This window comes from Rhizobium sp. BK418, from assembly GCF_004341105.1.
Taxonomy (GTDB): domain Bacteria; phylum Pseudomonadota; class Alphaproteobacteria; order Rhizobiales; family Rhizobiaceae; genus Rhizobium.
The window spans coordinates 304,283-328,769 of sequence record NZ_SLZK01000004.1; the positions used below are offsets into that span (position 1 = coordinate 304,283).

A 24,487-nucleotide genomic window follows, 5' to 3' on the forward strand; every position below is an offset into this window, starting at 1 on the left:
AAACTCCGGTATCAGATGGTCATTTCGGCTGGCTTCGCAGCATGCCTTCGTAAATGCCCTTGTCGGGGGCAGGAATTTCGACCGCGCCGGCGGTCTTGACGTAGAAATCGACAGGGCCGGCATCGCCGATGAAGGCATAGGCATGACCCAGCGTCTTCATGGTCTGCAGGCAGCCGGAAAAGAGGGCGAGGCCGAAACCCTTACCACGTGCGGCAGGATCGACGCCGGTCGGACCGAAGAAGCCGCGGGCAGTCGTGTCATAGCAGGCAAAGCCAAGCAGCTTTCCGTCCTCGACGGCAATCAGGCAGGCAACGGGCTGGCGCGAAAAGGCGACGGTGACTTCACTTGCCCAGTTTTCGCTGAAATGCTCCCGCACCCAGCTCACCACGATGTAAAGTTCCGGCGGTAGGGCCGGACGGATCGCAATACCGACGGAGTCGGCTTTTGCTTTCAGTTCGGCGAGCTTCGTGGAATATAAGCTCACAAGCAGGTCGGACACCCGTTTTTCCTCCAGATATTCCGTTATTACGGAATGTATCCCCTTTTAATGTCATAGCTTTGGATATCTGGGCGGCGTTGTCAACAGGCTTTTGCCGGCTGGCCTCAGTTCAACTGAGGGTAGCCAGAAAGAAAGCGGCCCGGTTTGACCGGGCCGCCTGGTAATCCTTGAATTGTGCCCCGGCTCAGAGGTCCGCGTCTTTCCACAGGGCATGGAAATGATGGACGGGTCCATGTCCGGAGCCGACCGTCAATTCGCCCGCGGCGGCAACCGCTTGCGCCAGATAGGCCTTGGCTGCCGCGACGGCCATCTGAGGCGAAGCGCCCTTGGCGAGCTCGGCTGCAAGGGCGCTTGAGAGGGTGCAGCCCGTGCCATGCGTGTTTTTCGTCGGTACGCGCTTGGCTTCGAACCAGTGAAGACCGGATGCGATGGACAACACGTCGGGGCTCTCATCGCTTTCGAGATGGCCGCCCTTGACCAGCACCATATTGGGGCCGAGCGCACGCAAACGTTCGGCCTGCGCCCCCATCTGCTCGCGGTTTTCGGCAACCTGTTCGTGCAGCAGCGCGGCTGCCTCCGGCAGATTGGGAGTAAGCAGTGTGGCAAGCGGCAAAAGGTGCTGTGTTAGTGCATCGACGGCTTGCGGGTCGAGGAGCGCTGCGCCGCCCTTGGCGATCATGACCGGATCGACGACGATGGGGATGCCGCGATGCGGCGCCAGCGCCTCGGCGACCGCTTCGACAATGCCGGCATTGGCGATCATGCCGATCTTGACGGCATCGACGCGCACGTCAGCGAAGACGGACTTGATCTGCTGGGCAACGAAGTGCGGCGGCACGAGATGCACGCCGGTCACCCCCTGCGTGTTTTGCGCCGTCAGTGCCGTCAGCGCCGCCATGCCGTAGACGCCGCGGGCGGAGAAGGCCTTGAGATCGGCCTGGATGCCGGCCCCGCCAGATGGATCGGAGCCGGCGATGGATAAGACGTTGTGGATCATCGGCGAACCTTTCGGATTTCCTCGGCAATGCGAAGCGTCGCGGCCTTCGGATCAGGCGTGCCGCAGATCGCCGAGACGACGGCAAGCCCATCGGCGCCCGCTGCAAGGACGAAGGAGACATGCTCGCTCTTCAGGCCGCCGATCGCAACCGTTGGAACGGGTGCCGCTTCAACAAGCTTCGCCAGCCCATCGAAACCGATCGGCTGCTTGTGGTCGGTCTTGGTGGGCGTCGCGAAGACCGGCCCAATACCGGCATAATCGACGACCGCGGGATCGACGGCCGCTGCCAGAGCTTCGGTCTCCACCGACAGTCCGAGGATCATGTCCGGACCGATCATTACGCGGGCGGCGGCAGGCCCAATATCGTCCTGGCCGATGTGCAATCCATCGGCGCCGATCGCGATCGCCGCCTCCACATCGTCATTGACGATCAGCAAAGCGTCACTGCCCTTCAAAACTTCTTTCAGGGCAAGACCTGTTTCCACCATCCTGGCAGTTCCACCCCGTTTGTCGCGAAGCTGCACCATGGTCGCGCCACCTGCAACGGCAAGTCGCGTCGTTTCGACCATGCCTATGCCGGCACAGAGATCGGGGTCGAGAACCAGATAGAGGGAAAGATCGAAGCGTTTCATACTGCGTTGATCCTGACTTTCGCATCGAGTTTTGAGCCATCGAGCGCGGAAAGCGCATCGAGGAACCGCCAGGAGAAGGAGCCAGGGCCGCCCGCATCTTTTGCGGCCTCTTCGCCCGCGACCGCGAAAGTGGCGAGCGCTGCAACAGCTGCTGCGAAAGGATCTGCGGGAATGGTGGCAGCGAAGGCGCCAGTCAGGCAGGTGAGCGAGCAGCCGAGGGCGGTAACCTGTGGCATCAGCGGCGAACCACCTTCGATGCGCAGCGCCTGCGCACCGTCAGTGACGAAATCCACCACGCCGGTGACGGCGACGACTGCGCCATGCCGCTCGGCAAGCAACCGCGCGGAAGCCTCGGCCTGTTCGACCGGATCGCGACTATCGACACCCTGGCCGCGGCTTTCGCCGCCGGCAAGCGCAATGATTTCGGATGCATTGCCTCGAATGATGGTTGGGCGAAGCGCCAGGAGGTCAGTAACGGCCTTGCGGCGGAAGGCGGTGGCGTAATGGGCGACTGGATCAAGGACCCAGGGCTTGCCGCCCGCGTTTGCGGACGTCGCCGCCGCATGCATGCCATCGATCCATTGTGTAGAGAGCGTACCGATATTGACGGTCAATGCGCCGGCGATCGCCGCAAATTCTCCTGCCTCTTCGGCCGCATGGACCATGGCGGGCGAGGCGCCCGCCGCAAGCACGACATTGGCGGCGATGTTCATAGCCACATAGTTGGTGATGCACTGGACGAGCGGCGGTCTGGCGCGCATGGCCGTCAATAGTGCTCCGGGCGTCTTGTTCTCCATAGTACCCCTTTCAGGCGGGGTAGGCGCGGGAAAGACCATGCCAGAGCATGACTGCGACCCGAGCGACTCCCTCCGCCGGCATTATCCGGTTCAGGTTCGAAGGGTGCTTCTCAGCCTGTTCTTCAAGAACCGGCGCCCCTGTCTCTCAACGCCACCTTTCTCGCAGAGAATGGCGCCGCTGTCACGGGCAAAAATGACGGTTTTACGAATGAGGATTCTCCCGCTGCCACCGGTTGGAGCTTGCCAATTCCCTCCATGACCTCCGCAAAGGCCTTGCGTTGAGCTGGCAAGCTCCGAACGATCAACGCAGCGGAGCTGGAAGCAGGTTCGTCGTGAAGTCCTGATAGGAAACCGGACGCAGGAACCTGTAGATCGCCAGCGTCCCGACCGAGGTCGATCTGCCGTCAGCGGTTGCCGGGTAGGGGCCGCCATGCACCATTGCGGGCGATACTTCGACGCCGGTTCCGAAGCCGTTCACCAGCAGGCGTCCGGCAAGCATCTCCAGCTTAGGTACGAGGCGCTTTGCTTCCGGCTCGTCGTCGCTGGCGATGTGGAGGGCAACGGTCAGCTGTCCTTCCAGCCCGTCAAGGACGTGCTCGAGTTCGGCGAGATTCCGGCAGCGTACGAGGAGACCGGCTGCTCCGAAGACCTCGTCCTGAAGCTCGTGATGTGCGAGGAATGCTGCGGCCGTCGTCTCGAAAAGGGCAGCAGTGCCTTCAAATTCGTTGCCCGGCTTGCCGTTGGCGACGAGGCGGACTTCGGGATGTTTCTCCAGACGACCGACGCCTTCGCAGAAGGCCTTGGCGATCGATCCGGTAAGCATGGTCTGCGCGCTAACCTCCGGCAACAATTCCTGCGTCTTGGTGATGAAGGCATCGAGGCCCTCGCCCTCAACGGCAAGAATGAGGCCCGGATTGGTGCAGAATTGTCCGGCGCCCAGAACCAGCGAACTTACGAAACCAGTGGCGATCTCTGCGGCGCGGCTTTTCAGAGCATTGGGGAAGAGGATAACCGGGTTGACGCTGCTCATTTCGGCATAGACGGGGATCGGCTGCTTGCGCTCGGAAGCGATCTTCATCAGCGCGGTGCCGCCGCGGCGCGATCCGGTAAAACCGACGGCGCGAATTCTGGCGTCCGCCACGAGCTTCTGCCCGACCTCGAAGCCGGTGTCGAAGAGAAGCGCGAATGTGCCGACATGCAGGCCGGCCTTGGCGACAGCGCGCTGAACGGCGCGGCCTACCAGTTCCGAGGTGCCCGGATGGGCGGAGTGCGCCTTGACGACGACAGGGCATCCGGCAGCGAGCGCCGATGCCGTGTCGCCGCCGGCGACGGAGAAGGCAAGCGGGAAGTTCGATGCGCCGAAAACCGCGACAGGACCGAGAGCAATGTTGCGCAGGCGCAGGTCAGGCTTCGGAACAGGCTTGCGGGAAGGATCCGCGCCGTCGAAACGGAGCTCCTGGAACCGACCCTCACGAACTTCTTTCGCAAACAGCCGAAGCTGTCCGGTCGTGCGGGCGCGCTCGCCTTCCAACCGTCCACGCGCAAGACCGGTTTCCGCCATACCGCGGACGATCAGATCATCGCCGATCGCTTCGATCTCACCGGCAATGGTCTCCAGAAAGGCCGCCCGCGTTTCGAGGTCAGTTTCCCGGTAGGAGGCGAAGGCTTCCCACGCAAGCTTGGTCGCCTCTTCGACGTCTTCCGCGGAGGCGCCACCGAAAGAAACGGGCAACGCCGCTCCAGTGGCCGCCTCGACGCCGAAAAGCTCGCCGCGCGTGCCGCGCTTTTCCGATCCCGCAACGAGCAGGCTTCCATTGATATTCATGACGGATTTCCTTTCAAAAAGATTCGGCACTTATATAGGCGTTCGCGCTCTCAATTTCACGACATCCTTCCCGAAGTCCTATCAATCGGCGCTGATCGAAATTCCACAGATGCTCGACCCGCGCCATCAACAATCCAATGGAGGATTTGCACCACGCATTCATCGTATGCCGAACCAAGGCAGAAAGGGCCTGAGCTGAATGCCGAGCTCGAACATCCGACCGCGAAAGATATGACAACAGGATGGCTCAGGGCCACAGGAACGCACGGCGCTTATGTCGGCGATACTCTGGGGTGAAACAGCGGATTGATAGGAGCTTCTGGAAGGGGAGTGGCTGCCGGAAAATCTCTCCATCTGCTTTACTCAATCGGGCTGTACGGGCCGAATCGTATCCACTGAGACCTCGCCCTCAAGAACGCCTCGCACGAGATCGGTGCGATTCCGATCGATCTCGACCACCGTGTAAAGCTTGTCGTCGCGAAATGAGCTCGCATTTGTCGTGGTCACATCCTCGGCAGGTGCTGCATCGACCTCCATGAAGTCAAGTTCGCGCCCGGCCGCGACAATCCGGGCGTCGCCTGCCGTTCTTGCTGCGACCACCACAACGCCATGGTTCGGCGAATTCGCCCATCTCGGATCATCTGGAGCTGCGATCGGTTCAAGTCGATAAACGCCAAGAGGCTCTCCTGCGGGACGCGCTGCAGTCTCCGCCGCCACGTCTTCCATTTGCGCCTTGCTCTCGACCGAGCGCCCGAAGGTGTTCGGATTTGTCGCATTGTTGATCTCGTCGTTTCCCGTTCGTGAGACGTTAGACATGCCGTCCTCCATTCTTTGCGAACATAACGATAGTGCGCGCCGACTGTTCCGCTTGGCGTTTATTCCCGGGTTCGCGTCGGCTGTTTTCTAGGGCTTTCAACCGGCCGATGAGGCTCTCGGTTCGAACAAAAAATGGGATGGCCGCTGATAGCAATGCGCAGCCATCCCATTTTAAGCAAGCGCCCCCTCGTCGAACGCTTGCAACCGGCCCCCGCCAATCGTCGAAAACGTTATCAAGATCTAAAGCATTCCCGCTAGTGCGCGGATGCAACACTTTATGAAAGGTTGGGAGCCGAAAAGCCAACCCATTGTGAGGCAATGGGTCAGTGTGGCCGATCAGGAGACGGAGAAACACGCCTTGATCAGTTCGTGATCGGAAATTGCTGCGCCGTTGACATCGACGGCGGCAACAGTCACGGCTTGGTGCGCTGCAAGCCCGCGAGCGAAGAGCCAGTCAAGGCGGGCAAAGGGCGGTTCGGGTGTCCCGTCCGGGCGGGTCCGTTGCGTGAGCGCGAAGTCATTGGCCGTTTTCCAATCATATCCAGCGTCCGCAAGAAGGTTGAAGAGCGGTTCATACGCTTCCGGCTCGCGCGATCCCGCAGGGAGGATGTTGGTGTTGAAGTCGCCGCCTATCACCACAGGTAAACCATCGGCAAGCGTATCGACTGAAGCAATCAGCCTTTTTGTCTGAAGGGCTCGATCCTCAATATCGGTCTTACTTTCCAGATGCACGCTGACGGCGAGGATCTGCCCGAATGCGGTATCGATCTTCGCCGCGATCGCCATGCGCCCACCGATCCGGCCCTGGCCGTCCTTTGCATCCGTCCACCAGGTTCCGCCATCATCGAGATGAATCAGTGCTGCGTCCAGTATTGGCAGGCGGGAGAGCAGCGCATTGCCATGGAAGCCGACGGAATTCCTCTGACCCTTATGCCATTCGCGCTCGCGGGAATCTCCTAGGCCAAGTTCCACGAACTCCACGCCAAAAACATAGGACATGCCGAGGGCGTGGGCGAGATCGGCGACGGTGTGGCGGTTGCCGGCACGCGCTGTGCCGAGATCGGCCTCCGTCAGCAGCAGGATATCCGCGCCACTCTGACCAACGAGTTCCACCGACGGAGCATGATACTTCAAGCGTTCCGCATTCCATGCGGCGACGACAAGACCGTTGGTTGTCGTGGTATTGTTGGCTGTCCTTACCACTTCGATCGTGGAGAGCGCGGGCAGAGTCGCGGTCAAGCGATCATGTTCGGCTTGTGTCAGTTCGGCGGCACGCGCCTCATCGAAGAAGGCGGCAGACGGTACGGCAAGCGTCTCCACGGCGGCCACAACAAGGTTGCGGTCGTCGTTGGCGAGATCCAGAAAGCTTTTCATCGGTATCTGGCTCAGGCGTTGACAGGGGTAGCGCGGCTCCGTGCCGGCGCGACGAGTACGGCGCCAGTTTCTGCCGAATAGAAATGCATCGAATCCTGATCGATCGCAATGCCGATCCGATCGCCGGTTTTCAGCGCGACCGACCCCGTCATGGCGACGGCGAAGGGCAAACCATCAAAATCAGCATGCACGACGCGGCTCGCACCGAGTTCTTCGATGAAGTCGGCAGTGGCGATAAGCGCACCCGCGGCATCCGGGGCGACGAGACGAGCCGCTTCAGCGCGCACGCCAAGAACGACACGCTGGCCGGCGAGTTGCTTGCCGCGCTCCGCCGGAAGCGTGACGGTGCGGCCTTCGTCATAGATGAAGATGCCGTTTTCGTTGACGCGGCCTTCCAGAAGATTCATCGCCGGCGTACCGACGAAGCCGGCAACGAAACGACTTGCGGGATAGTGGTAAACCTCTTCCGGCGTGCCGATCTGTTCGACATTGCCGGCGTTCATGACGATGATGCGGTCGGCAAGTGTCATGGCCTCGTTTTGGTCGTGGGTGACAAAGATCGAGGTCGCACCGAGGCGGCGATGCAGGCGGCGGATTTCGGCGCGCATAGCGATACGCAGTTTGGCATCGAGGTTAGAAAGCGGCTCGTCGAAGAGGAAGACATTCGGCTCGCGGATCATGGCGCGGCCCATGGCCACGCGCTGGCGCTGGCCGCCCGAGAGGGCCGCCGGGCGACGTTCGAGGAAGGGCTCCAGGCTCAGCGCCTTGGCGACATCGGCGATGCGGCGGTCACGCTCAGCCTTTGGCACGCCGGCGACCTTGAGTGCATAGCCGATATTCTCGGCGACGCTCATGTGCGGATAGAGCGCGTAATTCTGGAACACCATGGCGCAGCCACGTTCACGCGGCTCCAGCTGGTTGACGACGCGGCCGTCGATGGCAATTTCGCCGCCGGTAATTTCCTCCAGGCCAGCGACCATGCGCAGCAGGGTGGACTTGCCGCAACCGGACGGGCCGAGGATGACGATGAACTCGCCGGACTGAATTTCGAGATCGACGCCATGAACGACGGCGTTCTTGCCATAGCTTTTCTTCACGCCACGGATGGAGATCGGTGCCAAGGGTCTGTTCCTTTCACTTCTCGGTGGAGATAAGGCCGCGCACGAACCAACGCTGCATCAGGATGACGAGGATCAGCGGCGGGGACATGATAATCAATGTTCCGGCCATCGCGACGTTCCAGTCGGGCAGCCCGAATTCGGAGGGAATAAGTGTCTTGAGCTGAGTAACGGCGATGCCGAATTTTGGGTCAGTCGTGATAAGCAGCGGCCAGAGATACTGGTTCCAGGCCCAGACGAACATGATGGTGAAGAGCGCGATCATGTTCGGGCGGGACAGCGGCAAAAGCACGTCCCAGAAGAAGCGGACCGCGCCTGAACCATCCATCTTCGATGCTTCTGCGAGTTCGTCCGGAACCGTCAGGTAGAACTGCCGGTAGAGGAAGGTGCCGGTCGCCGTCGCCACCATCGGCAGAACGAGGCCGGGATAGGAGTTCAAGAGACCCCATTCGAGCTTGACCTGGATGCCGGTGACCTGTGCGATCAGCCAGCTGATCCCGCTGACATCGAGGATCGCCTGGAAGGGCTGAAGCGCGTTAGCAGCGATCGAATAGGTCGGCACGATGCGAACTTCGAGTGGCAGCATCAGCGTGATGAAGATGATCCAGAAGATCAGATAGCGGCCGCGGAAGCGGAAATAGACGATCGAGAAGGCGGCCATGGCCGAGAGGATAACCTTGCCGGCGCCGACCGTGGCAGCGAAGATGATGCTGTGGAACAGCTTGTTGCCGAGATCGGCGCGAACCCAGGCGGTCTGCACATTCTCCCAGAAATGGCCGCTTGGAATAAGCGGCAGCGGCACACGGTTGACGGTCTCGAGATCGAGTGTCGATGCGATGATGACGATGACGAATGGCAGGAGTGCGATCACCAGGCCGAGAGCCAGCAGCGTGTAGCAGACGAAATTGAAGATTGGCGTGCGTTCGATCATGTCCGTGACCTCACTTGTAGTGCACGCGCCGCTCGATAAAGCGGAACTGGAATATGGTGAGCAGGATGACGAGGCCCATCAGGATCATGGACTGGGCTGCCGCACCCGAATAATCCAGGCCTTTGAAACCGTCGAAATAGATCTTGTAGACCATGAGTTCGGTTGCGCGGGCCGGCCCCCCCTGGGTCATGACATCGACGATACCGAAGGAATCCTGGAAGCTTTCGGTGATGTTGATGACGAGCAGGAAGAACAGCGTCGGGGTCAGCAGCGGCAACTGAATATCCCACATGCGGCGCATTGGTCCGGAGCCGTCCATCGCGGCCGCTTCGATCAGCGAGCGCGGAATGCCCTGCAGGGCCGACAGGAAGAAGATGAAATTATAGCCGATATATTTCCAGGAAAAGGCGATGATGACGGCGATCATCGCATCCTTGCCATCGAATGCCGGATTCCAGAGGCCGGGCCAGACGTGGTTGATGACCGATAGAAGGCCGGCTTCCGGCGCCAGGATGAAACGAAAAGCAAGGCCGAGGGCAGGAGCGGCAATTGCATAGGGCCAGATGAAAACCGAGCGATAAATCTTGTGGCCGCGAAGTTCACGATCGGTCAGAAGCGCCAGGATGAGAGCCAGGCCCATGGCAATGGCGGTCGAGGCGAAGCCGAAGATCATGCTGCGGGTAACGGAGTCCCAGTAGATCGGGTCGCTCAGCAGCTGCTTGAAATTGTCGAAACCGACCCAGGCGTTGCCGCCGCCCCATGGCTGTTCGAGCGTGAATGCCCAATACAGCGCCTGCGCGCTTGGCCAGTAGAAGAAGACGAAGATCAGCAGCAGCATCGGAAATGCGAAGAGAAGGCCGATTGTCGTCGAGGAGAAAGTGACGCGCTTTTCCATGAGTGGTCGTTTTCGCCCTGGTTTGGTTCTGGTGCGGGCGGCGATATCGCTGCCGCAGCCGGTAGGGATGTATGAAGACGCACCCGGCGCGCCGGAAGCGGGCCGGGTGCGGCTCATGTCAGTCGATTAGGGCAGCTGAACGCCCTTGTAGGTCTGCTGGAAGCGACGCAGGAGTTGGTTGCCGCGGTCGGCAGCAGAGTCGAGTGAAGCCTGTACGTCGGCATTATTGACGAAGATTGCCTGTAGGCCGTTCGCGATTTCGGTACGGATCTGGAGGAGACCGCCGAGACGGATGCCCTTGGCAGACGTGTCGCCAGCCGGGGAAGCGGTCAGGCTCTGGATGGCGAGTTCGCGACCGGCGTAAGGAGCCTTGTCGTAGAAGCCCTGCTTCTTCAGGTATTCGAAGCCCGAGTTACGAACTGGGATGTAGCCGGTAACGGTCGACCAGGTGAGAGCTTCTTCCGGCTTTGCGATGAAGTTGAAGAAGGCAGCAGCAGCCTTGTATTCGGCGTCCGAATGACCCTTCAGAACCCAGAGCGAAGCGCCGCCAACGTAGGAACTGTGACGGGTAGCATCTCCGTAGGTCGGGAGCATGGCGACGCCCCAGTTCATCCCCTGCTTGGCAGTGCGGCCGATGTTGCCATGGTCGCCAACGGAGGTCAGGATGACCTGGCAATCGCCGGCAGCGAAGGCTTCAACGAAGGTCTGGCCAACAGCCTTGTTCTTGATGACGGCTTCCTTGGCGTCATACCAGCCCTTCAGATCCTTGACGAAGTTGACGAGCATCGGGTTCTTATTGAACACCAGCTCGGCGTCGAGGCCTTCAAAGCCGTTCTTCTTGGTAGCGATCGGTTCGCCGTTGACGGCTTCAAACTGCTCGATGAACTGCCAGACTTCGTTGTTGGAGATGTCGAAGCCGAGCGGGCAAGCATAACCTGCGTCCTTCAGAGCCTTGAAGTCTTCGCCAGCTTCCTTCCAGGTCGCCGGAGCATGGTCCTTGCCGATCTTGGCAAAGGCGTCCTTGTTCCAGTACAGCAGAGCCGTGGAGGAGTTGAAGGGGAAGGAGTACATGTCGCCCTTGGAAGTGGCGTAGTAGCCGGCGATACCGGAGAAGTAGTCGTTCCAGTCAACATTGTAGCCCATGTCCGTCATGAGCTTGTTGGCCGGGTAGTAAGCGCCCGAAAGCATGATGTCGAGCGTTCCAGCGTCAGAGACCTGAGCGATGGTCGGCTGCTTGCCGGCGCGGAAAGCGGCGATCGTGTTCTGCAGCGAGGCATCGTAGGAGCCCTGGCTGGTGCAGACGACTTCGAAGTCGTTCTGCGACTTGTTGAAGCGGTCGCACTGTTCCTGAACGCGCGTAGCGATATCGCCTGAGTTGCCGAACCAGAAGTCAATCTTGGTCTTTTCGGCAGCAGCGGCGGGACCAGCAGCAACGAAAGCTGAAGCGAGAAGGGCGCCTACGGCGCCGAGAAGCTTGGCTTGCATGAGAACCCTCGAAAAATAGGACGCGCCCCCTCTTGAGCGCACGCCCTATTAACTGGTTCAATTTGCGGTAACCAATGAAGTTTCCATGACATGAATAGAGTAGAAACTTTCTGTCATAAAATATTCATATGCCAATTTTCTGAGACTTTGGGGATATTCAATACATTGAGTTCGAAGTTTTAGTCGTTGCGGTCGCCTACATTCTGTTTATATATGAATTTAGCTGGCTTTCGTAAAAGTGGGCGCGCCTATTCAAATCCATTAATAGATTTTCTTATTGCGAGTATTTCGTAAATCGCATAAGTCTCGATCAAGAACAACATGCCATCGGTCGATTTCGACATCGGAAATAGCTTTGTACAGCTGTGCGTTGAGCTTCCGGAACGCGGCATCTGATATTCTATTTACGACATCTTGTCTATTTGCCTGTTATTGGGGCGTCTTTGGTGTTCATGAATCGACCTATTCACGGCCTTACAGCCAGCCGTTTTTTACTGTCACGCGAGGAGCCAGCGAGCAAAGCAGCCAGAGTCACCCATCGCTCGATGTTTTTTCCGCCTCCAGAATGCGTTTCGCGAGTTTGAGATGCGGTAGGTCGAGCATGCGTCCCTCGAGTTGGACAACGCCAATTTCGGGCGAGCCGGCGAATGCGGCCACAACCCTTTCGGCCCAGGCGATCTCCGCCGCATCGGGCGTGAAGGCACGATTGATCGGTTCGACCTGGCTCGGGTGGATCGCCATCATGCCCGAGAAACCGTCGCGTCTGGCGCGCGCCACATAAGCTTTGAGGCCATCGTGATCGCGGAAATCGGGATAGACTGTTTCGATGGCGGGAACGGCGGCGGCGTGAGCGCCAAAGAGAACGAGGGAGCGGGCGAGCTCGTAAGGCGCGGTATAGCGTCCATCGGCCTCGCGGGCGGTTGTCGCGCCGATTGCGGCAGGCAGATCTTCCGCGCCCCAGGTCAGTCCGCAAAGATGAGACGCGACATCCCGGTAGCTGCCGATCTCGAAGATAGCGGCCGGCGTTTCAGTGGCGATCGGCAGGATGGGAACGGTGGATGAGAGGCGGCTTGTGAGCTGGCGCACGGATGCCGAACCTTCCGCCTTCGGCAGCATGATCGCGAAGGGATTAAGATCGCTGAGTGCAGCAAGATCGTCCTCGAAGGCGGGCGAGGCGAGGGGATTGATCCGGATGACAAGAGCCGTATCGGCCGCGCGGCGCATGGTGAAGTCGTGCACGGCATCCCGTGCCTTCGGCTTGTTCTGCACGGATACGGAGTCTTCCAGATCGAGGATGACAGCATCGGCGCCCGAGGCGAGTGCCTTGTCGAAGCGCTCCGGCCGATCGCCGGGCACGAAGAGCAGCGAGCGCAACCTCATGACGGTTTCACCTGCAGCATGGCGGTGCGCAGACACTGGCAGACGGTCTCGTTTCGCTGGTTCAGCGTGACATGCCGGAACGTGACGATCCCGGCATCGGGCCGGGAGTTGGAGCGGCGCAGTTCCATCACCTCGGTTTCCACCCGCAGCGTATCGCCGATGAAGACCGGTTTCGGCATCGTCACCTTGTCGTAGCCGAGATTGGCGACCAGCGTTCCGAGTGTCGTATCGCCGACCGAGATGCCGACAGTGAGCGCGAAGGTGAACGTGCCATTGACGACGATGCGGCCGAATTCCGTACCCGCCGCATAATCGGCATCGAGATGCAGCGGCTGCGGGTTATGAGAAAGTGTCGTGAAGAGCAGGTTGTCGGTTTCCGTGACCGTGCGGCGGATCTCGTGGACAATGCGATCGCCGACCGTCCATTCGTCGAAATAACGGCCGGCCATCATTTCTCTCCCTTCATGATGCTGGCGACCAGCTGATTCTCGGAGACCCTGGCGCCTGCAGAGACAGGCAATTTGCCGACGATGCCGTCGAAAGGCGCGCGCAGCGTATGTTCCATCTTCATCGCTTCCACTGTCAGCAGCCGATCGCCCTTGGCGACGTGGTCGCCTTCCGCAACATCGACCGAGATGACAAGGCCCGGCATGGGCGAGAGAATCGCACCATCGCCGGCGCCCTGGTGCGCCTCGACTTCGCTTGCGACAGGCAGGCCGATCGGCCAGGCATTGCCGGCATCGAAAAGGACCATGGTTTCGTCGAACGTGACGACATTGGCTTCGAGACCGGGCCGGACATGACCCCAATAGAGACGATCGCCAACGCGGACGCGTGTGCGGCTATCGCTTGCGGCCGATATGCGTAGACCGGCAAGCGCGGACCACGGATCGGTCGCGCCTTTTGCTGTCAGCGCCGTAGCTGCTTTGTCGATTGTCATATCGCTGGGCTCTTTTGACAGGAGGGTCTCGCCGTGGCGATCGAGGAAACCGGTATCGACCTTTGCCGCGTGGAAATCTGCATCGGCGGCGACGCGCGCGAGAAGGCCGGCATTGGATTTGACAGGCCAGACCTCGATATTTTCGCAGGCTTTGGCGAGTTTGGAGAGGGCGGCCTCACGGTTCGGACCATGAGCGATGATCTTGGCGATCATCGGATCGTAGAAGGCGGTGATCTGGTTGCCTTCCTCGACGCCGCTGTCGATCCGCACATATTGCGGCAAACGCAAATGGTCGAGCCGGCCGATCGAGGGCAGATAGCCGGAGGAGGGATTTTCGGCATAGAGGCGAGCTTCGAAGGCCCAGCCCTTCATCGTGATGTCTTCTTGCCGCTTCGGCAGCGGCTGACCTGCGGCGACCTTCAATTGCCATAGTACCAGGTCTTCACCAGTAATGGCCTCAGTCACAGGATGCTCCACCTGCAGCCGGGTGTTCATCTCCATGAACCAGATGCGATCCGGTCGCAGTCCCTCCGAGGCGTCGGCGATGAATTCGATCGTGCCGGCCCCGACATAGTCTACTGCCTTGGCCGCCTTGACGGCGGCCTCGCAGATTGCCGTACGGGTAGCGGTATCGAGACCGGGAGCCGGCGCTTCTTCGATCACCTTCTGGTGCCGGCGTTGCAGGGAGCAGTCGCGCTCGAAGAGGTGGACGCAATTGCCGAAGCGATCGGCGAAGACCTGGACCTCGATATGGCGCGGATTGGTGATGTAACGTTCGATCAGGACACGATCGTCGCCGAAGGAGGAGGCTGCCTCGCGGCGGCAGGAGGCGAGGAGTTCTGCAAAATCTTCGCGTCGATCGACGCGGCGCATGCCCTTGCCACCACCGCCGGCAACCGCCTTGATGAGTACGGGATAGCCGATCGCATCCGCTTCGCCAGCAAGCCGTTTTTCGCTCTGATCCCCTCCCATGTAGCCCGGCGTAACCGGCACGCCGGCGGCCTGCATCAGTTGCTTGGCAGCATCCTTCAGTCCCATGGCTCGGATGGCCGCAGGCGGGGCGCCGACCCAGATAATGCCGGCATTCTCGACGGCTTCGGCAAATTCGGCGTTTTCCGACAGGAAGCCGTAGCCGGGATGGATTGCGGCCGCACCTGTTCTGCGGGCAGCCTCCAAAATGCGCTCCTGCGAAAGATAACTCTCGCGAGCAGGCGCTGGGCCGATGGCAAGAGCTTCGTCCGCCTCCGCTACAAAGGGCAGGCTCGCATCGGCCTCTGAATAAACGGCAATGGTGCGGATGCCGAGGGCTTTCGCCGTGCGGATGATCCGGCCGGCGATCTCGCCCCTGTTGGCTATGAGCAGGCTTTCCATCATCGCGCCACCTCACATCCGGAAGACGCCGAAGCGCGGCCCTTTGGGAATTGGCGCATTCAGGCAGGCGGAGAAGGCAAGGCCCAGCACGTCGCGCGTCTGGCGCGGATCGATGATGCCGTCGTCCCAGAGACGCGCGGTGGCGTAGTAGGGATTGCCTTCGGCCTCGTAGCCGGCGCGGATCGGCGTCTTGAAGGCATCTTCATCTTCGACCGACCAGCTTTCGCCGCGCGCCTCCATCGCATCGCGGCGAATGGTGGCAAGCACGGAAGCCGCCTGCTCGCCGCCCATGACGCTGATGCGGCTGTTCGGCCAGGTGAAGAGGAAACGCGGGCGGTAGGCACGTCCGCACATGCCGTAATTGCCAGCGCCGAAACTGCCGCCGATGATGACGGTGATCTTCGGCACGGTGGCGGTGGCGACGGCGGTGACAAGTTTAGCGCCATCCTTGGCGATGCCGCCTGCTTCGTAACGGCCGCCGACCATGAAGCCCGATATGTTCTGCAGAAACAGCAGTGGCACACGCCGCTGGCAGGCAAGCTCGATGAAATGTGCGCCCTTCAGCGCGCTCTCGGAAAACAGCACGCCATTATTGGCGATAATGGCGACCGGCATGCCCCATATACGCGCAAAACCGCAGACCAGGGTCGCGCCATAGAGCGGCTTGAACTCATGCAGCTCGGAGCCATCGACGATGCGGCCGATGACCTCGCGCACGTCATAGGGCGAACGGACGTCCTCAGGGATGATGCCACCAAGATCTTCGGGGTCGAGTTTCGGCGGGCGAGGCGCCTGAATGTCGATATAGACCGATTTCACGCTGTTGAGGCTCGCCACGATATCGCGCACGAGAAGCAGCGCATGTTCGTCATTTTCCGCCACGTGATCGACCACACCAGAGCGGCGGCCATGGGTCTCGGCGCCGCCGAGTTCTTCGGCCGAAATGATTTCGCCGGTCGCAGCCTTCACCAGTGGCGGGCCGGCAAGGAAGATCGTGCCTTGATTGCGCACGATGATCGTCTCGTCGGACATGGCGGGTACATAGGCACCGCCCGCCGTGCAGCTTCCCATGACGCAGGCGATCTGCGGAATGCCTTCGGCCGACATCTGCGCCTGATTGTAGAAGATCGCCCCGAAATGATCGCGATCGGGAAAGACCTCAGCCTGATGCGGAAGATTAGCGCCGCCGCTATCGACGAGATAGATGCAGGGTAGCCGGTTCTGCATGGCAATCTCTTGCGCCCGCAGGTGCTTCTTCACCGTAAGGGGAAAATAGGCGCCCCCTTTGACCGTGGCGTCATTGGCAACGATCATTACCTCGCGACCGCAAACGCGGCCGATGCCAGTGATGATACCCGCCCCCGGGGCCTCATCGCCATACATACCGTTTGCCGCCAGCGTGCCGATTTCCAGAAACGGGCTACCGGCGTCGAGCAGCAGCTGGATGCGGTCGCGCGGCAGGAGCTTGCCCTTGCCGGTATGGCGCTCACGCGCGGCCTGCGAACCACCCTCGCGGGTTTTCGCCGATCGCGCATAGAGTTCTGCGATCAGGCTTCCGTTCTTGCTTGCATTGGCCCTGAAGGTTTCGCTGTCGCGATCGATGGCAGAGGAAATCACCGTCATGATGCGATGAGCTCCCGGCCAATCAGATAGCGGCGGATCTCATTGGTGCCGGCGCCGATATCGTAGAGCTTGGCGTCGCGTAGGAACCGCTCGACCGGCCATTCCCTGGTATATCCCGCGCCGCCGAGCGCCTGGATCGCTTCCAGCGACACCTTCACGGCATTCTCGCTGGCAAAGAGGATGGCAGCTGCCGCATCCGAGCGGGTCGTGCGGCCGGCATCGCAGGCCCGCGCCACGGAATAGACATAGGCGCGCGACGAATTCAGCGCGACATACATGTCGGCGATCTTGCCCTGCATCAGCTGGAAGTCGCCGATCGCCTTGCCGAACTGTTTGCGCTCCCGCACATAGGGCAGCACCACGTCGAGAGAGGCCTGCATGATGCCGAGCGGACCGGCAGCCAGCACGGCGCGTTCGTAGTCAAGGCCCGACATCAGGATCTTCACACCCTGGCCTTCCCGGCCCATCAGCGCTTCCGCCGGCACCTCGCAATCTTGGAAAACCAGCTCGGCCGTATCGCTGCCGCGCATGCCGAGCTTAGAGAGCTTCTTCGAAACGCTGAAGCCGGACATGCCCTTTTCGATGATGAAGGCCGAAATACCCTTCGGCCCGGCCGTCGGATCAGTCTTGGCATAGACGACGAGCACATCGGCATGCGGCGCATTGGTGATCCAGAATTTCGTGCCATTGAGAACATAGCGATCACCCTTGCGCTCGGCCTTGAGTCGCATGGAAACGACATCCGAGCCGGAGCCTGCTTCCGACATCGCAAGCGAACCGACATGCTCGCCGGAAATCAGCTTCGGAAGATAGCGCTGCTTCTGCTCTGGCGTAGCCCATCGGCGGATTTGGTTGACGCAGAGATTGGAGTGGGCGCCATAGCTTAAGCCAACGGAAGCCGATGCCCGAGAGATCTCTTCCATGGCGACGACATGTTCGAGATAGCCGAGGCCTGCACCGCCGAATTCTTCCTCGACGGTAATGCCATGTAGGCCGAGCGCCCCCATCTGTGGCCAAAGCTGGCGTGGAAACGTGTTGCTTTCGTCGATCTCCGCTGCCAGCGGAGCAATGTTGTCGGCGGCAAATCGTGCCGTCGCTTCGCGGATCGCATCCGCGGTTTCGCCGAGCGAAAAATCAAACATGGCACTCCTCCCGCTAAAACATGTAGCGCGGGTTGCGGCCGGTTCAAAGCTCCCTTGATCGAAGCCTATTCCCATTGGGCCGATTTTGTCTCTTCGCGCCGAAAAGCCTCGGGACTCCTGTCCATCCATTTCCGGAAGGCGCGGAAGAAGGCGCTGGGTTCGGAATAGCCGAGTTGCACGGCTATCTCGCCGATGGTCTTCGATGTGTTCATCAGCATATCAACGGCGAGATCGCGGCGGATATCGTCTTTGATGCCGGCATAGCTCTGGCCCTCGTCATGCAGACGGTGCCGCAGCGTCGAGGGCGGCATGCGCATGTCGGCAGCGAGTATCTGGAAGCTCGACCAGGCGGCTGGCGGCGTCTGAGAGAGACGACGGCGAACAGCAGCGGCGATGCCGGCATCGTAGCGGTAACGCACGAGAATATTGGCAGGAGCCCCCCGCAGGAATTGCTTCAGGGCCTGCTCGCTGCGCGAAATCGGCAGATCGAGAAGAGAGCTGTCGAAGCCAAGCCGGCTGATCGGCTGCGCGAAGCGCACCGGTGCGCCAAAGAAAAGCCGGTAATCAGCGCCCTGGCTTGGTTCAGCGCAACGGAAATCGACGAGGCGGATCGGAATGCGACGGCCGACCAGCCAGCAGATAATGCCATGGAGGATGATCCAGTAGGTGCGATAGGCAAAGGCCGAGCGCGGCTCGCCGGCGTCCCGAAGCTCAATCTGGGCGAGCCCGTCCCGGATGACGAGCGTGCCGCGCGGATCGTCCAGAACGACATCGAGGAAGCGCAAGGCCCGTCGCAAAGCATGGCCGAGCGTCGGAGCGTGCAGCACGCAATGGCAGAGCAGAGTGAAGCTGCCACGGCGCATCGGCCGGGCACCCATGCCGAAGAATTCATCGTCGAGCTCGGCGGCAATTGCCAACCATAGAGCACCATAGGTTTCGGCCGAGATCGGTTGATCAATCGCCAGCGGCAGGCCGAGCTCGGCCAGAACAGGCGCCACCGGTTTGCCGAGCCGACGCAGGCTGTCGAGAGCTTCCTCGACGAAGCCCGGTGCAATCATGCGGCGTTCGATTTCGGTCATCGCCGCTCTATCCTGGTAAAATGGGGAATGGCAAAACTGGCCGAAATAATGGAGCAGTTCTGTCATCGCTTGCAATAGGCGGAAGGAATAGAATCTCATTTCAGGCAGCTCTTGGAGGAGGTGACTGCCGGGTAGGGAGGAACGATCCGTGCAGATCAGCGGCGCAAGTTTCATCGTAACCGGGGGCGGCTCCGGGCTCGGAGCAGCAACGGCTCGCATGCTTGTCGAAGCTGGCGGACGGGTGACGATCGCCGATCTCAACGTGGATGCAGGTGAATCGGCGGCCCGCGATCTGGGGCGGTATGCGCGCTTCGTCAGGGCTGACGTGACCAACGCAGAAGACGGCGCGGCGCTAATCGCTGCTGCCGTGGAGGCCTTCGGCCCGCTTCGAGGGCTCGTCAATTGCGCCGGGGTGGCGCCGGCCGAAAAGGTGGTTGGTCGTGACGGCCCGCATCGGCTGGAGAGCTTTGCGCGAACAATCAGCATCAATCTCATTGGCACTTTCAATATGATCCGGCTTGCCGCCGCCGCCATCCAGAATGCCGGACCGGATGCGGAAGGCGAGCGCGGCGTGATCATCAATACGGCTTCGGCCGCTGCTTTCGATGGGCAGATCGGTCAGGCGGCCTATGCCGCTTCCAAAGGCGGTGTCGCGGCAATGACGCTGCCGATCGCCCGCGAGCTTGCGCGTCACGGCATTCGTACCGTGTCGATTGCGCCGGGCATTTTCGAAACGCCGATGATGGCCGGCATGCCGACGGAGGTGCGGGAAGCACTTGGCAAGAGCGTGCCTTTCCCGCCGCGTCTTGGTCATCCCACGGAGTTTGCTGCTCTGGTGCGCCATATCCTGGAAAACAGCATGCTGAACGGCGAGGTCATCAGACTCGACGGTGCGTTGCGCATGGGCGTGCGCTGAACGGTCGCCCCGAAGGAGAGAACATGGCTCTGCAAGATCCAATCGTCATCGTCGGCGTCGCCCGCACGCCAATCGGCAGCTTTCAGGGAGAACTCAAAGATGTGGCAGCGCCAGAACTTGGCGCGGCAGCGATCCGCGCCGCGCTTGAGCGCAGCGGCATTGCGGCCGGCGCAATCGAGGAAGTCATTTTCGGCTGTGTATTGCCGGCCGGCCAGGGGCAGGCACCGGCGCGCCAGGCGGCGATCCATGCCGGGCTGCCTTTTGCGACAGGGGCCAGCACCGTCAACAAGATGTGCGGCTCCGGGATGAAGGCGGTCATGATGGCGCATGACCTGATCGCAGCTGGCAGCGGCTCGATAGCTGTTGCCGGCGGCATGGAAAGCATGACGAATGCGCCCTATCTCCTTGATCGTGCCCGTGCGGGTTACAGGCTCGGCCATGGGCGGGTCGTGGATCACATGTTCCTCGACGGGCTGGAGGACGCTTATGACAAGGGGCGCTTGATGGGCAGTTTCGCCGAGGATTGCGCCGAAGCCTATCAGTTCACGCGCGAGGCGCAGGACGCCTATGCCGTGACGTCGCTGACGCGGGCGCAGAAGGCGATCGCGGAAGGCAGCTTCAACCGTGAAATCGTGCCTGTCCTGGTGAGGTCTGGCAAGGTGGAACTGGTGGTAAGCCGTGATGAGCAGCCGGGCAAGGCAAAGCTTGACAAGATCCCGACGCTGAAGCCAGCCTTCCGAGAGGGAGGTACAGTGACGGCTGCCAATTCCAGCTCCATCTCCGATGGAGCCGCCGCGCTCGTGCTGGTGCGCCGTTCGGAGGCGGACCATCGCGGGCTAAAGCCGCTTGCCACCATTCTCGGCCATGCCACACATTCGCAGGAACCCAATCTTTTCGCCACCGCTCCGATCGGCGCTTTGCAGAAGCTGTCGGACCGCACAGGCCTGCCGTTGTCTGACGTTGATCTCTTTGAGATCAACGAGGCGTTCGCAGTCGTCGCCATGGCGGCGATGCGCGACCTGCATCTGCCGCATGAGAAGGTAAATGTGCATGGAGGCGCCTGTGCGCTCGGCCATCCAATTGGCGCCTCGGGCGCCCGTATTCTGGTGACGCTATTGGCGGCGCTGGAGCGTTACGACCTGAAGCACGGCATGGCGGCGCTCTGCATCGGCGGCGGCGAGGCGACTGCCGTTGCGATCGAGCGGCACTAAGGGAGGAGGAGGGCCGAATGATCCTTTCCGAACTTCAGCAGCAAATCCGGGATCTGGCCCGTGATTTCGCTCGGGAACGCCTGGCGCCGGGAGCGGCAAAACGTGACCGGGAATCGCTCTTCCCGCGAGAAGAATTGAAGGATATGGGCGAGCTCGGGCTTCTCGGCATGCTGGTGCCTGAGGCCTATGGCGGATCGGATACTGGCATCATCGCCTATGCTGCAGCGCTGGAGGAGATCGCAGCCGGCGACGGGCCCTGCTCCACCATCATGAGCGTGCACAGTTCGGTCGGCTGCGTGCCGATCTTGAAATTCGGTACTGAAGAGCAGCGCAAGCGCTTCCTGCCGAAGCTCGCCAGCGGGGACTGGATCGGTGGTTTTGCACTGACGGAGCCACAGGCCGGCTCCGATGCTTCGAACCTCAAGACACGGGCGCGCCGCGACGGCGATCATTATGTACTCGATGGCGCCAAGCAGTTCATCACCTCCGGTAAGAACGGACAGATCATCATTGTCTTTGCCGTTACCGATCCGAATGCCGGAAAGAAAGGCATTACCGCCTTCATCGTGCCGACCGATACGCCCGGTTACGAGGTGATCCGTGTCGAGGAAAAGCTCGGGCTACACTCGTCCGATACCTGCCAGATCGCCTTCAACGGCATGCATATTCCGATAGAACTTAGGCTCGGTGAGGAAGGTGAGGGCTACCGGATCGCGCTTGCCAATCTGGAGGGCGGGCGTATCGGCATTGCGGCGCAGGCTGTCGGCATGGCGCGGGCTGCTTTCGAGGCGGCGCTTGGCTATGCCCGGGAACGCAGTTCCTTCGGCAAGCCGATTGTTGAACATCAGGCCGTCGCCTTTCGGCTTTCCGATATGGCAACGCGCATTGAGGCGGCCCGACAACTCGTCTTCCATGCTGCCTCGCTCCGGGAGGCAGGATTGCCATGTCTATCGGAAGCTTCGATGGCCAAGCTCTTTGCCTCTGAAATGGCCGAACGTGTCTGCTCCGACGCGATCCAGATCCATGGAGGTTACGGTTATATGGCGGATTATCCTGTGGAGCGCATCTACCGCGACGTGCGCATCTGCCAGATCTATGAGGGAACAAGTGACGTGCAGCGCATGGTGATTGCCCGCAACTTATAAGAACGAGGCCCTGCTTCTGGAGGAGAGGGGCTGGGCCGATAAAGGGAGGAAAAAGACCACATGGTGGAATCTGCTCGTTTGAGCCTGCATGTCCCAGAACCTGCTGTCCGTCCGGGCGGCCAACCCGATTTTTCCAACGTCAAGATTGCAAAGGCAGGGGCGGTGCCACGGCCGGAGGTGGATGTCGCTTCCGAAGATATCCGCGACCTCGCCTATTCGATCATCCGTGTGCTCAATCGCGACGGCGAGGCCGTTGGCCCTTGGGCGGGATCGCTGAGCGATGAGGAACTGCTGATAGGGCTTCGCAACATGATGAAGCTGCGCGCCTTCGATGCCCGCATGCTGATGGCGCAGCGGCAGGGCAAGACCTCTTTCTACATGCAGCATCTCGGCGAGGAGGCCGTCAGCTGCGGCTTTCGTAAGGCATTGCGGAAAGGAGACGTGAACTTCCCGACCTATCGGCAGGCCGGCCTGCTCATCGCTGACGACTATCCGATGGTCGAGATGATGAACCAGATCTACTCGAACGAGAGCGATCCGCTGCACGGGCGGCAATTGCCCATCATGTATTCCTCCAAGGAACACGGCTTCTTCACGATCTCGGGCAATCTCGCCACGCAATATGTGCAAGCAGTCGGCTGGGCCATGGCCTCGGCGATCAAGAACGACAGCCGCATTGCAGCCGGCTGGATCGGTGACGGCTCGACGGCGGAATCGGATTTCCATTCGGCGTTAGTCTTCGCCTCTACCTACAAGGCGCCGGTCATCCTCAACATCGTCAACAATCAATGGGCGATCTCCACCTTCCAGGGCATTGCCCGCGGTGGCTCCGGCACGTTTGCCGCCCGGGGTCTCGGTTTCGGCATTCCGGCCTTGCGCGTCGATGGAAACGACTATCTCGCCGTTCATGCTGTCGCCCGCTGGGCTGCGGAGCGGGCGCGACGCAATCTCGGTCCGACTCTGATCGAATATGTCACCTATCGCGTTGGCGCCCACTCGACCTCGGATGATCCGAGCGCCTATCGCCCGAAAACGGAATCCGAAGCCTGGCCGCTCGGCGATCCTGTTCTGCGGCTGAAGAAGCACCTGATCGTCAGGGGCGTATGGTCGGAGGAGCGCCATACCCAGGCCGAGGCCGAGATCATGGACGAGGTGATCGAGGCCCAGCGCCAGGCCGAGGCGCATGGCACGCTGCATGATGGCGGCAAGCCTTCAGTGCGCGACCTTTTCGAAGGCGTCTATGCCGAAATGCCGCCGCACATTCGTCGTCAGCGGCAGAAGGCGGGGTACTGATATGACCCGGATGACGATGATCGAGGCGGTGCGTAGCGCCATGGACGTCTCGATGGCGCGCGACGACAACGTCGTGGTTTTCGGCGAGGATGTCGGCTATTTCGGCGGCGTTTTCCGCTGTACGCAGGGCCTGCAGGCAAAATACGGCAAGACCCGTTGTTTCGACACGCCGATAAGCGAATCCGGCATTGTCGGCACGGCGATCGGCATGGCGGCCTATGGACTGAAGCCCTGCGTCGAAATCCAGTTTGCCGATTACATGTATCCGGCTTACGATCAGCTGACGCAGGAGGCGGCGCGTATCCGTTATCGCTCGAATGGCGATTTCACTTGCCCGATCGTCGTACGCATGCCGACTGGCGGCGGCATCTTCGGCGGCCAGACACACAGCCAGAGTCCGGAGGCGCTTTTCACCCATGTCTGCGGTCTGAAAGTGGTCGTACCCTCCAACCCCTATGACGCCAAGGGCCTGCTGATCGCTGCGATCGAGGATCCCGATCCCGTCATGTTCCTGGAGCCGAAGCGGCTCTATAACGGACCCTTCGACGGTCACCACGAACGACCGGTGACACCGTGGTCGAAACACGATCTCGGCGAAGTGCCGGAGGGGTACTATACGATCCCGATCGGCAAGGCCGAAGTGCGGCGTGCGGGCTCGGCCGTGACTGTCGTCGCCTATGGCACGATGGTGCATGTGGCGCTTGCCGCCGCCGAGGATGCCGGTATCGATGCCGAGGTGATCGATCTCAGAAGCCTCCTGCCGCTTGATCTCGATACGATCGTCAAATCTGTCACCAAAACTGGACGCTGCGTCGTCGTCCACGAAGCCACTCTGACCTCGGGTTTCGGCGCCGAAGTCGTGTCGCTGGTGCAGGAACATTGCTTCTATCAGCTCGAAGCTCCCGTCGTGCGCGTCGCCGGCTGGGACACACCCTATCCGCATGCGCAGGAGTGGGATTATTTTCCCGGACCCGGCCGCGTCGGACGGGCGCTCGCCGAAGTCATGGAGGCCTGAGCC

23 protein-coding genes, 1 pseudogene and 1 riboswitch are annotated in these 24,487 nt (G+C 60.9%); of the genes and pseudogenes, 7 read left to right on the forward strand and 17 right to left on the reverse strand.

The annotated features are described in order from the left end of the window. Positions 1 to 19 precede the first annotated feature (19 nt). From EV281_RS18355 to EV281_RS18375, 5 genes are all read right to left on the reverse strand, one after another. Complete coding sequence (locus EV281_RS18355; protein ID WP_132654868.1) at positions 20 to 499, reverse strand: GNAT family N-acetyltransferase; 480 nt, start codon at positions 497 to 499, stop codon at positions 20 to 22. Between the two features lie 184 nt (positions 500 to 683). Continuing rightward, entirely contained in the window at positions 684 to 1,496 is an 813-nt protein-coding gene (thiD, locus tag EV281_RS18360) for a bifunctional hydroxymethylpyrimidine kinase/phosphomethylpyrimidine kinase (protein ID WP_132654870.1), read from the reverse strand. Continuing rightward, positions 1,493 to 2,128 (reverse strand): thiamine phosphate synthase, encoded by a 636-nt coding sequence (gene thiE, locus EV281_RS18365; RefSeq protein WP_132654872.1) that lies wholly within the window; start codon positions 2,126 to 2,128, stop codon positions 1,493 to 1,495. Before thiE ends, thiD begins: the two co-directional genes overlap by 4 nt. Beyond that, positions 2,125 to 2,925 (reverse strand): hydroxyethylthiazole kinase, encoded by an 801-nt coding sequence (thiM, locus tag EV281_RS18370; RefSeq protein ID WP_132654874.1) that lies wholly within the window; start codon positions 2,923 to 2,925, stop codon positions 2,125 to 2,127. The genes thiE and thiM overlap by 4 nt, the downstream gene beginning before the upstream one ends. Positions 2,926 to 2,975: 50 nt before the next feature. Beyond that, a riboswitch (TPP riboswitch) is annotated at positions 2,976 to 3,075 on the reverse strand. A 151-nt stretch (positions 3,076 to 3,226) separates the two neighbouring features. Continuing rightward, positions 3,227 to 4,750 carry an aldehyde dehydrogenase (NADP(+)) gene (locus EV281_RS18375; protein ID WP_132654876.1) on the reverse strand — a complete coding sequence of 508 codons (1,524 nt, stop codon included), beginning with the start codon at positions 4,748 to 4,750 and terminating at the stop codon, positions 3,227 to 3,229. On the opposite strand from EV281_RS18375, the gene EV281_RS18380 reads away from it, so the two are divergent. Together EV281_RS18380 and EV281_RS31690 are read left to right on the forward strand one after the other, a co-directional pair. Next, positions 4,749 to 4,949, forward strand: a complete 201-nt coding sequence (locus EV281_RS18380; RefSeq protein ID WP_132654878.1) for a hypothetical protein — start codon at positions 4,749 to 4,751, stop codon at positions 4,947 to 4,949. The genes EV281_RS18375 and EV281_RS18380 overlap by 2 nt on opposite strands. After that, positions 4,937 to 5,047: pseudogene (locus EV281_RS31690) on the forward strand (ribonuclease); the annotation flags it as partial. The gene EV281_RS18380 and the pseudogene EV281_RS31690, both read left to right, overlap by 13 nt. A gap of 66 nt (positions 5,048 to 5,113) precedes the next feature. On the opposite strand, the gene EV281_RS18385 reads toward EV281_RS31690, so the two are convergent. From EV281_RS18385 to EV281_RS18440, 12 genes are all read right to left on the reverse strand, one after another. Next, positions 5,114 to 5,566 carry a hypothetical protein gene (locus EV281_RS18385; RefSeq protein WP_132654880.1) on the reverse strand — a complete coding sequence of 151 codons (453 nt, stop codon included), beginning with the start codon at positions 5,564 to 5,566 and terminating at the stop codon, positions 5,114 to 5,116. A 336-nt stretch (positions 5,567 to 5,902) separates the two neighbouring features. After that, positions 5,903 to 6,940 (reverse strand): endonuclease/exonuclease/phosphatase family protein, encoded by a 1,038-nt coding sequence (locus EV281_RS18390; protein WP_132654882.1) that lies wholly within the window; start codon positions 6,938 to 6,940, stop codon positions 5,903 to 5,905. An 11-nt stretch (positions 6,941 to 6,951) separates the two neighbouring features. Continuing rightward, positions 6,952 to 8,061 carry a sn-glycerol-3-phosphate ABC transporter ATP-binding protein UgpC gene (ugpC, locus tag EV281_RS18395; protein WP_132654884.1) on the reverse strand — a complete coding sequence of 370 codons (1,110 nt, stop codon included), beginning with the start codon at positions 8,059 to 8,061 and terminating at the stop codon, positions 6,952 to 6,954. 13 nt (positions 8,062 to 8,074) lie between these two features. After that, entirely contained in the window at positions 8,075 to 8,989 is a 915-nt protein-coding gene (locus tag EV281_RS18400) for an ABC transporter permease subunit (protein ID WP_132654886.1), read from the reverse strand. A 10-nt stretch (positions 8,990 to 8,999) separates the two neighbouring features. Next, positions 9,000 to 9,884, reverse strand: a complete 885-nt coding sequence (locus tag EV281_RS18405) for a sugar ABC transporter permease (RefSeq protein WP_132654888.1) — start codon at positions 9,882 to 9,884, stop codon at positions 9,000 to 9,002. 126 nt (positions 9,885 to 10,010) lie between these two features. Beyond that, the gene (locus EV281_RS18410; protein WP_132654890.1) at positions 10,011 to 11,369 is read right to left on the reverse strand and encodes an extracellular solute-binding protein; all 1,359 of its coding nucleotides are present in this window, start codon (positions 11,367 to 11,369) and stop codon (positions 10,011 to 10,013) included. Between the two features lie 531 nt (positions 11,370 to 11,900). Then, positions 11,901 to 12,749, reverse strand: a complete 849-nt coding sequence (locus tag EV281_RS18415) for a CoA ester lyase (RefSeq protein ID WP_132654892.1) — start codon at positions 12,747 to 12,749, stop codon at positions 11,901 to 11,903. After that, on the reverse strand, positions 12,746 to 13,198 hold the full coding sequence (locus EV281_RS18420) for a MaoC family dehydratase (RefSeq protein WP_132655435.1): 453 nt from the start codon (positions 13,196 to 13,198) through the stop codon (positions 12,746 to 12,748). Before EV281_RS18420 ends, EV281_RS18415 begins: the two co-directional genes overlap by 4 nt. After that, positions 13,198 to 15,063, reverse strand: coding sequence for a biotin carboxylase N-terminal domain-containing protein (locus EV281_RS18425; RefSeq protein WP_132654894.1), 1,866 nt, complete (start codon positions 15,061 to 15,063; stop codon positions 13,198 to 13,200). Before EV281_RS18425 ends, EV281_RS18420 begins: the two co-directional genes overlap by 1 nt. 9 nt (positions 15,064 to 15,072) lie before the next feature. After that, positions 15,073 to 16,683, reverse strand: a complete 1,611-nt coding sequence (locus EV281_RS18430) for a carboxyl transferase domain-containing protein (protein WP_132654896.1) — start codon at positions 16,681 to 16,683, stop codon at positions 15,073 to 15,075. Further along, complete coding sequence (locus EV281_RS18435) at positions 16,680 to 17,825, reverse strand: isovaleryl-CoA dehydrogenase (RefSeq protein ID WP_132654898.1); 1,146 nt, start codon at positions 17,823 to 17,825, stop codon at positions 16,680 to 16,682. Before EV281_RS18435 ends, EV281_RS18430 begins: the two co-directional genes overlap by 4 nt. A gap of 65 nt (positions 17,826 to 17,890) precedes the next feature. Further along, positions 17,891 to 18,970, reverse strand: a complete 1,080-nt coding sequence (locus EV281_RS18440; protein WP_132655437.1) for an AraC family transcriptional regulator — start codon at positions 18,968 to 18,970, stop codon at positions 17,891 to 17,893. 82 nt (positions 18,971 to 19,052) lie between these two features. On the opposite strand from EV281_RS18440, the gene EV281_RS18445 reads away from it, so the two are divergent. Genes EV281_RS18445 through EV281_RS18465 form a run of 5 tightly spaced genes read left to right on the forward strand, consistent with a single transcriptional unit; the run spans position 19,053 to position 24,484 of the window. Then, on the forward strand, positions 19,053 to 19,820 hold the full coding sequence (locus EV281_RS18445) for a 3-hydroxyacyl-CoA dehydrogenase (protein WP_132654900.1): 768 nt from the start codon (positions 19,053 to 19,055) through the stop codon (positions 19,818 to 19,820). 23 nt (positions 19,821 to 19,843) lie between these two features. Continuing rightward, the gene (locus tag EV281_RS18450) at positions 19,844 to 21,031 is read left to right on the forward strand and encodes an acetyl-CoA C-acyltransferase (RefSeq protein WP_132654902.1); all 1,188 of its coding nucleotides are present in this window, start codon (positions 19,844 to 19,846) and stop codon (positions 21,029 to 21,031) included. A gap of 17 nt (positions 21,032 to 21,048) precedes the next feature. Beyond that, entirely contained in the window at positions 21,049 to 22,176 is a 1,128-nt protein-coding gene (locus tag EV281_RS18455; protein ID WP_132654904.1) for an acyl-CoA dehydrogenase family protein, read from the forward strand. 60 nt (positions 22,177 to 22,236) lie between these two features. After that, positions 22,237 to 23,469, forward strand: a complete 1,233-nt coding sequence (locus tag EV281_RS18460; protein ID WP_132654906.1) for a 3-methyl-2-oxobutanoate dehydrogenase (2-methylpropanoyl-transferring) subunit alpha — start codon at positions 22,237 to 22,239, stop codon at positions 23,467 to 23,469. A 1-nt stretch (position 23,470) separates the two neighbouring features. Continuing rightward, complete coding sequence (locus EV281_RS18465) at positions 23,471 to 24,484, forward strand: alpha-ketoacid dehydrogenase subunit beta (protein ID WP_132654908.1); 1,014 nt, start codon at positions 23,471 to 23,473, stop codon at positions 24,482 to 24,484. The last annotated feature ends 3 nt before the right edge of the window (positions 24,485 to 24,487 follow it).